Raw genomic sequence first — 8,991 nt, forward strand, 5'->3', positions numbered from 1 at the left:
ATGACTTACTAAAGGTTTACCTCATGAAACTCAAACACTTTATCTCGTCTGCACTGCTGGTAATCTCAGGCACCGAGGTCGCCAGTGCCGCTCTTGGCCTGGACAGAACGCGTATCATTTTCGACGGCAGCCAGAAATCCGTGTCGCTAACCGTCAGCAACGGCAACAAGCAGCTGCCGTTTCTGGCACAGGGCTGGATTGAAGATGAGCAGGGGCAAAAGATCAAAAGCCCGTTGACCGTCTTGCCGCCAGTGCAGCGCATCGAGGCCGGAAGCACCAGCCAGATCAAAGTGCAGGGGCTACCGGCGGTGGCCAGCCTGCCGCAAAACCGGGAGACGCTGTTCTATTTCAACCTGCGTGAAATTCCCCCTCGCAGCAAAGAGCCGAACACCTTACAGGTAGCGTTGCAAACCAAAATAAAGATGTTCTACCGGCCACAGGCGCTCACCAAAACCGCCAGCGCTCAACCTGAAGAGCAACTGACGCTGCAGCGTGAAGGGAACAGCTACAGTATCACGAACCCTACCCCCTACTATGTGACCATAGTCGGCGCTCGTGACGCTGGCAGCAGTAAAAAAGATACCGAATTCACCCCAATAATGATCGCGCCACAGAGCAAAGCCCCACTGAAAGGCAATCCTGGCGCGAAGCCTGTGCTGACCTATATCAATGATTACGGTGGCAGGCCGGAGCTGATTTTTAATTGCGAAGGCACGCTCTGCAAATCGATCTCCGATAAGAAGAGATAAGGGCTGTATGCTCTATCTCTTTGTATATCTCCTGTCGAAGGGCCTTCAATATATTACTGATGATAAATATGATGATAAGAAATTCATTTGCTCTAAATAAAAAACGGGTGTTTTTGTTCAGGGTGTTACTGCTCCTTATACTTGCAGTTCAAATTATCCCCTCCCATGCATCCCATGGACACACTATCCGGGTTTGTGAAGGGACCATGCCACAAGCCCCTCAAATCAGATTTAATCAACCGATCACGGTTCCTTATGACTCTCCGGTAGGATTCATTGTGGCAACGGGTTCCTCTCAGGCACGGGTTAACGTCTATTCTGATGATGGCGAATTCCTCTCTGATGTCGATATCGAGATGCATCCACCAGAGCCCAGTATTATGACCATCAACAGTGGCGGTCGGACTGTTCATGTATTTAAAACCAATATACCTGGCATCGGAATTATTTATCCTGATCAAATCTCTCAGGCAAATGTAGTCCATTTTTCTGCTATCTCGCCCCAGCAATTCACTCATGGAGATGTCAGTTTCAACTTGAGATATCAATTAATAAAGACCAGCAACAGCTATCAAAGCGGTACCCTGACAGGTAATTATGGAGACTTTTATCGTGTCTGTAGAACAATAGAGCCCTCCGGCACCGGGTTCGATCAGACAGCGCCAATTCCTTTTGGCACCAGCTTAACCGTATCAGGAAACCCGGTGGTAATAGATCCCCCCTGCAAAGTCACCACCAGCAATATTAACGTTCCTATGGGAACAATTCCGCTGAGCCACTTTACACATACCGGCAGCGTCATCGCACCAATGCCCTTCAACATTTCAATGACCTGCGATGCTACCGCCGACGTGAGCTTCTCAATCACGCCCAGTGTCAGTGGGGGAATCAATCTCGATCAGGGCATTATTAACCTTGATGCACCTGACAGCAACGCAACGGCCAAAGGGGTTGGATTACAAATTCTGTTTAACAGTATGCCATTAAAGCTCAACGAGGTTATAAAAGCGGGTAAAACACAGGGGAAGAATTTCGACATTCCGCTGCTGGCACAATATATTCAGACTACCGATAAGGTTACGGCCGGTGATGCAAATGCCTCCGCCACCTTTATTATCAGCTATAACTAATACCTTACGGGATACCAGATAATCGATGTTGTTCACCCTCTTGCGGCACTCCTTCGCCCGGCTGTATTTGCTGCTGGGCATTTATTTTATTTTCCTGATGCATATTTATATCACCAATAACGGCGGCAACGGCTACGCGCTGCCGGGGAATATCCTCGGGGTGATGGTCATGAGTGCGGTGATTATTCTCAGCTACTGGCAAGCGCGCAAGTTTTCCGCCGTCAACGTCTCCCCTGCCTTAGGATTATTTACTCTCGGGGCGATGGTCCTGATACTGCCACTGCTCTGGAGCTCACTGCCCTGGCGAGAAGTGGCGATCCCTCGTCTGCTGGGGCTGGTAGCCGGACTGCTGCTCTACCATGCGCTGTTGCAGTGGTCGCTCACTCGCCAGCAGCGCAACCTGTTACTGCTGCTGCTTCTGGCGGCCGCCCTGGGGGAGGCACTGCTTGGGACAGCGCAGTACTGGCTCTTTGCGGCAGATAACCGAATGGGCTACAACATCCTGCTTAATCGCCCCTACGGCATCTTTCAGCAGGTCAACGTAATGGCGAGCTTTATGGCTACCGGGCTGGCTATTGCGCTCTGTCTGTGGCGACAGCCGCAGAGCCAGCGGCTGGCACGCCTGCAGGCAGGCAGCATGCTGTTTCTGGCCCCTTACCTGCTGCTGCTGATTGGCTCCCGCATTGGTTTGCTTGCCGTCCTTCTGGTTACCCCCCTTCAGTTTTATGCGCTTTATCGCGACTCACCCCGGCGCGCCAGCTCTGCGCTGCTGCTAATGGGGCTGGGGATCGCCGCCGCGCTGTTAAGTCTGTATCTGCAGGGAGGTGGGCGTTCTCTTGCGCAGCTTCAGGAGGTCGACATCCGCCTGGTGGCATGGAAAACCGCGCTGGCGATGCTGGCAGAAAAACCAATTATCGGCTGGGGCTATGGTACGTTTCAGAGCGCGTTTCTGGCATTCCTTCACGATCTCCACCCCCAGCTCTCATCCCACTACGCGCTTCAGCATCCGCATAATGAAATACTGTACTGGGGAGTTGAGGGCGGGCTGGTTGCCCTTATCGGTCTGGGGATCGTCGTGCTGGGGGGGATCAACAGCTTCTGTCTGAGCCTGCACTATCGCAAGCCAGGCTTCTGGCTCCGCTTTTGTGGTTCCCGCTGGCTGCTGCTGATCCCCATTCTGCTGCATACCCAGGTTGAGCTGCCGCTGTATCAGTCCGCCGCCCATGGGCTAGCCCTGATCCTCCTGCTCCGTTTGTGCGAAACCACCCGGCGTGTCGCCACGCCAAAACCTGTTTACCTGTTACGGCTGGCTGCTGCCGGGTTTGCAGGCGCGCTGATGCTGTATATGGTCGGCGGAATGTGGGTTAACCTGAAACTCACCGAGTGCGAGAGAAACGGTCTGAAAGATGTCAGCACGCTTTCCGGGGTGGATTTCCCTCATCCTCAGCAGCAAAGGCTCGAGTGGGATCGGCATTTAGCGGAGCTTTTGCACTACCCTGCGACGAAGGATCCGCTGGCGCTGGAACGCTATCGCCGCTGGGCTGAATCAAAAATCTTCGTCAGACCGGAAGTCAGCTTGTATCTCAACCTTATTTCCATCAGCCAGCTTCAGGGCGACGAGATCAGCGCCGAAAGCTTTTATCTTCAGGCGCGGAAGCTCTTCCCGGATGAGCCACGGCTGACTCCGTCCCCCTGAACGCTTATCGCAGCTCTTTTTTCTTTTTCAGCAATTCGCCGCTGCTAAACAGCGGCAGCGCACCGCTGAACGGTTTACCATCTATAGCATCATGGGTTCGCATCGCTTCCGGGCGAATCCAGCGCTGGACGCGCGTCGGCATATCCAGACCAATCAATAGGATGACCACAAACGTCAGACCAAAGGAGAGTGAACCTAATGCCGTACCCAGTTCAAGCCGCTGCGCCAGCAGAGCGCCGATGACCGGTGCTATCGCCCCACCTAATGCCCCGACGTTATAGGTAAACCCAAGCCCGGCGGCACGCTGGTCGGTATCAAAATAGCCGCCAATAAGTTTCGGCAGGATGCCGGAAATCCCCTGGCCCAGCATCTGCTGGAAAAAGAGCAGCAGACCCAGCATCCAGATATTGCCGCCACCGATAGCAAAAACCGGAAGAATGAGCAACTGCGAAGCCAACAGGCTGCAAACATAAGCTTTCCGCGTGCCCAGCCAGTCGCCGAGGAAACCGCCGACACAGCAGCCAACCGCTGCGCCAAAGCCACTGAAGAACAGCACCCGAGCAACCATCGCGGGATCGTAGGCCAGCTCGGTTTTCAGGTAAGTCGGCAACAATGCCTGAATCGGCCAGGAGTAGAGAAAAGCAAAGAGAACCACCACCATCAGCATGATGCCGGTAGGCCAGCGTTTTCCGCTGCTCTGTACCATAAAGCTGATAAACACGCTGGCGCAGAGCAGGCCCAGGATCACCACCAGTCCGGCATTGTTGAGCTCCCCAGCAAAGCAGAACCACAACGCCGTACCGGCAAACAGGGTCATGACGATATTGATCACGCGATACTTTCCGCGATAAAGAATATCGACCATCGTGCGTACCGGCGCTTTACCTTCGTGTTTCGCTTTCCAGTCTTCCGCTTCAGGAATGTTTTTACGCAGCCACAGCGCGAACACGATGGGAAAAATGCCAAGGAAAAATAAGGCACGCCAGCCCCAAACGGGCACGACAAGACTATAAACCTGCGCGGCAATCACCGCCCCAACCGAGAAACCGGAGATAAGAAATCCGCTGGCTTTATTACGCAGGTGCTTTGGCCAGCTCTCAATCACATAGGTCGCGCTGGAGCCGTACTCCCCCGCCATACCCATGCCAATCACCATGCGGGCAATAAACAGGGTGATGTAGCCAGGCGCAAACCCGCACGCCAGCGTGCCGCAGGAGAAGAGGACGATACTGGTGATCATCGCCAGTTTGCGCCCGTACCGATCGCCCATGGCACCCAGCAGCAATCCGCCAAACCAGCGTGAAATAAAGGCCGCAGAGATAAGGCTTGCTGCCTCTACGGTGGTTAAGCCAAATTCACTTTTTACTTCTGTCAGCACTAACGCAATTAACACAAAATCAAAGCCATCAAGCAGATATCCCAACCAGGCGGCCGAGAATGCTCGCCACTGCGGGCGCGTAAGATGGCGGTACCACGGGATGCTTTGGGTAGAAATACTCATAACACTCTCCCGACGAATTCTTTGTTGTCTTGCCGGATGGCGGCTTCGCCTTATCCGGCCTACGTGTCATGTCTGGTAGGCCGGATAAGCGATGCGCCATCCGGCAATGAGATTAGCGCTTCTCAGCCAGCAGTTGCTCTGCGAGGGCTTTCAGCTCCGGCAGATACTGCCCCGCCACCGGGGAAAAAGGCTTGCGGCACAGCGGAACGGAAACGACGTCCATATAGTGCAGGACGGTTTTCAGGCCACGGAACACGCCAACTTTGATGAGCAGGTCGATAACCTTGTTGCACTCACTTTGCAGACGTTGCGCTGTGGCGTTATCGCCTTCGCGAACGGCCTTCGCAATGGCCTGATAGCGCCAGCCCATAATGTTGTAGGTGCTGCCGATCCCGCCATCAGCACCCGCCAGCAGGCCGGAAGCAAAGATCTCGTCGTAACCGTTGTAAAGCACCAGATCCGGATGCTCACGACGGATCTGCTCCATCTGGAAGAGATCGCCCGAGGTTTGCTTGAGCGCGCCAACGCCAGGCAATGTCACCAGGGTGTTGATCTGTTCGAGCGAAAGTTTCACTCCGCTCAGCGCCGGAATGTTGTACACCACCATTGGCAACCCATCAGCCGAATCAATAATTGCACGGTAGTGGTCGCAGTGTTCTTCAAAACTGAAGGGATAATAGAACGGTGTGACGGCCGACACGGCATCAAAGCCCAGACGGCTCGCGGCCACCGCCAGCTGCTGGCTTTCAGCCGTGCTGACACAGCCCACATGGGCGATTAACGTGATTTTGCCTTTCGCCTCTTCAGCCACAACTTCCATCACCTGTTCGCGCTCGTACAGGCTCTGCACAAAGGCCTCCCCCGTCGATCCTCCCACATAAAGTCCATCGATCCCCTGCTGAATATTGAACCGCACAAGGCGGCGCAGGCTCTCTTTGTCCAGCGCCTGCTGGGTGGTAAACGGGGTCAGGAGTGCGGCCATTACGCCACGTAATTGCTTTGCCATAGCTACCTCAATAAATGACTGGGGTGTTTTATTTGATATACCTTTATACCTGTTATACCAGATCATTTATGCAGCACCTTATACAGAACGCTTATATTGCGATCTGCCTCACTAAACGATCGTCGGGCTACTTTTTCTTTTTGTTCTGGCCGAAAGCGTGCCAGGCGGCAGAAACACTGTTCAGATGGGTTTGCAGGGCGCGGTCGGCCTCTTCAGGATCGCGGCGACGGATCGCCTCAACGATCGCAATGTGCTGCTGATAGCTGAGATCGTTGTGCTGATACAGTTCGGCATCAGGCACTTTCGGACGCGCGGCAATCAGCCAGTCGAGCAACGCGACGTGGATCGCCATGAAGATAGGGTTACCGGGAATTTCCGCCAGAACGCGATGAAATTCAACGTCTGAACGAATGAACAACGTATTGTCGTCCAGTGACTGGCTGTTGAGTTGAAGCGCTTTGCTCAGACGCTCCACCTGCTCATCGCTGGCGTTTTCAGCGGCATAACGCACGAGGCTTGATTCAAAAAACAGACGCAGCTGCTCAAAATGGGCAATGCCGCCTGGGTGCGCGAGGAAATCCTTAGCCATGCCGGACAATTCGCTGATGAGGGTATCGGCCGAAGGTCGCGATACGCGAGCGCGTTCACCATTGTTGATCTGCACCAGACCTTTACGCTTGAGCGCGGCTAAGGCCTCGCGCACGGAAGGACGCCCCACATTGAAAAACGTCATCAGTTCACGCTCGGAAGGAAGTTGCTCACCTTCGGCAAACTCACGACGGCGGATCATTTGCTCCAGCTCTTCTTCGACCATCTCCGACAGCTTTTTACGCGCCAGCGGTCGGCGACTCAGACTGCGGCCGATGGTTTCAGAGGTCTCTTCTTCCTGAGGATCAAATGCGTTCATTGCGATTCCTGGCGCCAGGTGACAGTAAGTGACAACAAAGTGATAGTAACACAGGATTTTTAGGCAGGTGAAATGAGGCAGATAACAAAACAGGCCCGAAAGGGCCTGTTGGATTACTTCACGACGCGAAGCGCCGGACGCCCACCACGCGGTGGCGGCGTGTCATCAGGATCGTTGTCATCATCGTGATCGGGCTTGTCGCCGTCGATCACCGACATCACTGTTTCACCTTCAGTACCGATTACAGCGTCGTCATTCACGCGGGCAGCCTCTTCGTCGTACGCCGCTTCCGGCTCGAACATGGTTCCCGCACCGTTTTCACGAGCATAAATCGCCAGCACGGCAGCCAGAGGCACTTCAACCTGACGCGGCACCCCGCCGAAGCGCGCGTTGAAGCTCACTCCGTCGTTCGCCAGTTCCAGGTTGCCCACGGCTCGTGGTGCAATATTCAGAACGATTTGTCCGTCACGCGCGTACTCCATCGGTACGCGAACACCCGGCAACGTCACGTCAACCACCAGATGTGGCGTCAGTTGGTTATCCAGCAGCCATTCATAGAATGCCCGCAGCAGATAAGGACGGCGCGGTGTCAGTTGTGACACATCCATTCAGTTAGCCCCGACCGAGGCGCATTTCACGCTCGGGTTCAGTTAAGGAAGCGAGGAAGGAATCACGCTCGAAAACGCGAGTCATATACGCTTTCATCTCTTTGGAACCCGCACCGACCAGCTCGATACCCATCACCGGCAGACGCCACAGCAGCGGAGCCAGATAGCAATCGACCAGGCTGAACTCATCGCTCAGGAAGTACGGCTTCTGAGTGAAGACCGGCGCAATCGCCAGCAGCTCTTCACGCAGTTGTTTACGGGCAGCATCAGCCTGCGCCGCAGAACCGTTCATGACGGTATTCATCAGCGAATACCAGTCTTTCTCGATGCGGTGCATGTAGAGACGGCTTTCACCACGCGCCACCGGATAAACCGGCATTAACGGCGGATGCGGGAAACGCTCATCCAGATATTCCATAATGATGCGAGATTCCCAAAGGGTCAGCTCGCGATCTACCAGTGTCGGGACGCTTTGATTCGGGTTGAGGTCAATCAGATCCTGAGGTGGATTGTCCTTTTCCACGTGCTCAATCTCGAAGCTGACACCTTTTTCGGCCAGCACAATGCGGACCTGATGGCTATAGATGTCAGTAGGACCAGAAAACAGCGTCATTACCGAACGTTTGTTGGCAGCGACAGCCATGAAAACCTCCAGGTATAGTAAGAATTTTTACTGCTACCGACCACAACACGCGGCCAGCCAGATGTGAAGCCCTGTAAGCGTCGAACGACATTCCTGTTCACGAACAAAACAAAAAATGACCAATCACCCGCATTTGGGCAGAAAATTGGATGATAGTTTACCAGATTTTGCAGGCTTTGTGGTGAGGGGATTCTGGAAATGCTGAAAAAGGGCGGAAAAGAGCGACAACCATTGTGGATAACGCCTGTTTTATCCATAAAAAAACCCGCCGAAGCGGGTTTTTTCGCCAATTGTTCTGCCAGAGCAGAAAGCAATTAACGCTTGGAGAACTGAGGACGACGACGTGCTTTACGCAGGCCGACTTTCTTACGTTCAACCTGACGAGCATCACGAGTAACGAAGCCAGCTTTACGCAGTTCGCCACGCAGGGACTCATCGTACTCCATCAGAGCGCGGGTGATACCGTGACGGATCGCACCAGCCTGACCAGAGATACCACCACCTTTAACAGTGATGTACAGATCCAGTTTCTCAACCATGTCGACCAGTTCCAGCGGCTGACGAACTACCATGCGGGCAGTTTCACGACCGAAGTACTGTTCCAGAGAACGTTGGTTGATTACGATTTTACCACTGCCCGGTTTGATGAAAACGCGAGCTGCGGAACTTTTGCGGCGACCAGTGCCGTAGTATTGATTTTCAGCCATTGCCTATAATCCCGATTAGATGTCAAGAACTTGCGGTTGCTGTG

Annotated in this window: 9 protein-coding genes; 3 read left to right on the forward strand and 6 right to left on the reverse strand. The window is 53.9% G+C overall.

Annotated elements, in window-relative coordinates:
• Positions 1-23 precede the first annotated feature (23 nt).
• The 3 genes from ACRCWW_RS01960 (at position 24) to ACRCWW_RS01970 (ending at position 3,575) form a co-directional block, all read left to right on the forward strand.
• Positions 24-749, forward strand: coding sequence for a fimbria/pilus periplasmic chaperone (locus ACRCWW_RS01960; protein ID WP_438680893.1), 726 nt, complete (start codon positions 24-26; stop codon positions 747-749).
• A 206-nt stretch (positions 750-955) separates the two neighbouring features.
• A complete protein-coding gene (locus tag ACRCWW_RS01965; RefSeq protein ID WP_438680894.1) occupies positions 956-1,879 on the forward strand; it encodes a fimbrial protein in 924 nt (307 codons plus the stop codon).
• 25 nt (positions 1,880-1,904) lie between these two features.
• Complete coding sequence (locus tag ACRCWW_RS01970) at positions 1,905-3,575, forward strand: Wzy polymerase domain-containing protein (RefSeq protein WP_438680895.1); 1,671 nt, start codon at positions 1,905-1,907, stop codon at positions 3,573-3,575.
• A gap of 4 nt (positions 3,576-3,579) precedes the next feature.
• Here ACRCWW_RS01970 and ACRCWW_RS01975 read toward each other — a convergent pair whose 3' ends face one another.
• The 6 genes from ACRCWW_RS01975 to rpsI form a co-directional block, all read right to left on the reverse strand.
• On the reverse strand, positions 3,580-5,076 hold the full coding sequence (locus ACRCWW_RS01975) for an MFS transporter (RefSeq protein WP_438680896.1): 1,497 nt from the start codon (positions 5,074-5,076) through the stop codon (positions 3,580-3,582).
• A 112-nt stretch (positions 5,077-5,188) separates the two neighbouring features.
• Entirely contained in the window at positions 5,189-6,082 is an 894-nt protein-coding gene (nanA, locus tag ACRCWW_RS01980; protein WP_438680897.1) for an N-acetylneuraminate lyase, read from the reverse strand.
• A 127-nt stretch (positions 6,083-6,209) separates the two neighbouring features.
• Complete coding sequence (gene nanR / locus ACRCWW_RS01985) at positions 6,210-6,989, reverse strand: transcriptional regulator NanR (RefSeq protein ID WP_438680898.1); 780 nt, start codon at positions 6,987-6,989, stop codon at positions 6,210-6,212.
• A 113-nt stretch (positions 6,990-7,102) separates the two neighbouring features.
• Positions 7,103-7,597, reverse strand: a complete 495-nt coding sequence (sspB, locus tag ACRCWW_RS01990) for a ClpXP protease specificity-enhancing factor (protein WP_438680899.1) — start codon at positions 7,595-7,597, stop codon at positions 7,103-7,105.
• A 4-nt stretch (positions 7,598-7,601) separates the two neighbouring features.
• On the reverse strand, positions 7,602-8,240 hold the full coding sequence (gene sspA, locus ACRCWW_RS01995) for a stringent starvation protein SspA (protein WP_404657584.1): 639 nt from the start codon (positions 8,238-8,240) through the stop codon (positions 7,602-7,604).
• Positions 8,241-8,554: 314 nt separating this feature from the next.
• Positions 8,555-8,947, reverse strand: a complete 393-nt coding sequence (gene rpsI / locus ACRCWW_RS02000) for a 30S ribosomal protein S9 (RefSeq protein WP_003025138.1) — start codon at positions 8,945-8,947, stop codon at positions 8,555-8,557.
• Positions 8,948-8,991: the final 44 nt, after the last annotated feature.

This window comes from Scandinavium sp. (assembly GCF_051650185.1).
GTDB lineage: Bacteria > Pseudomonadota > Gammaproteobacteria > Enterobacterales > Enterobacteriaceae > Scandinavium.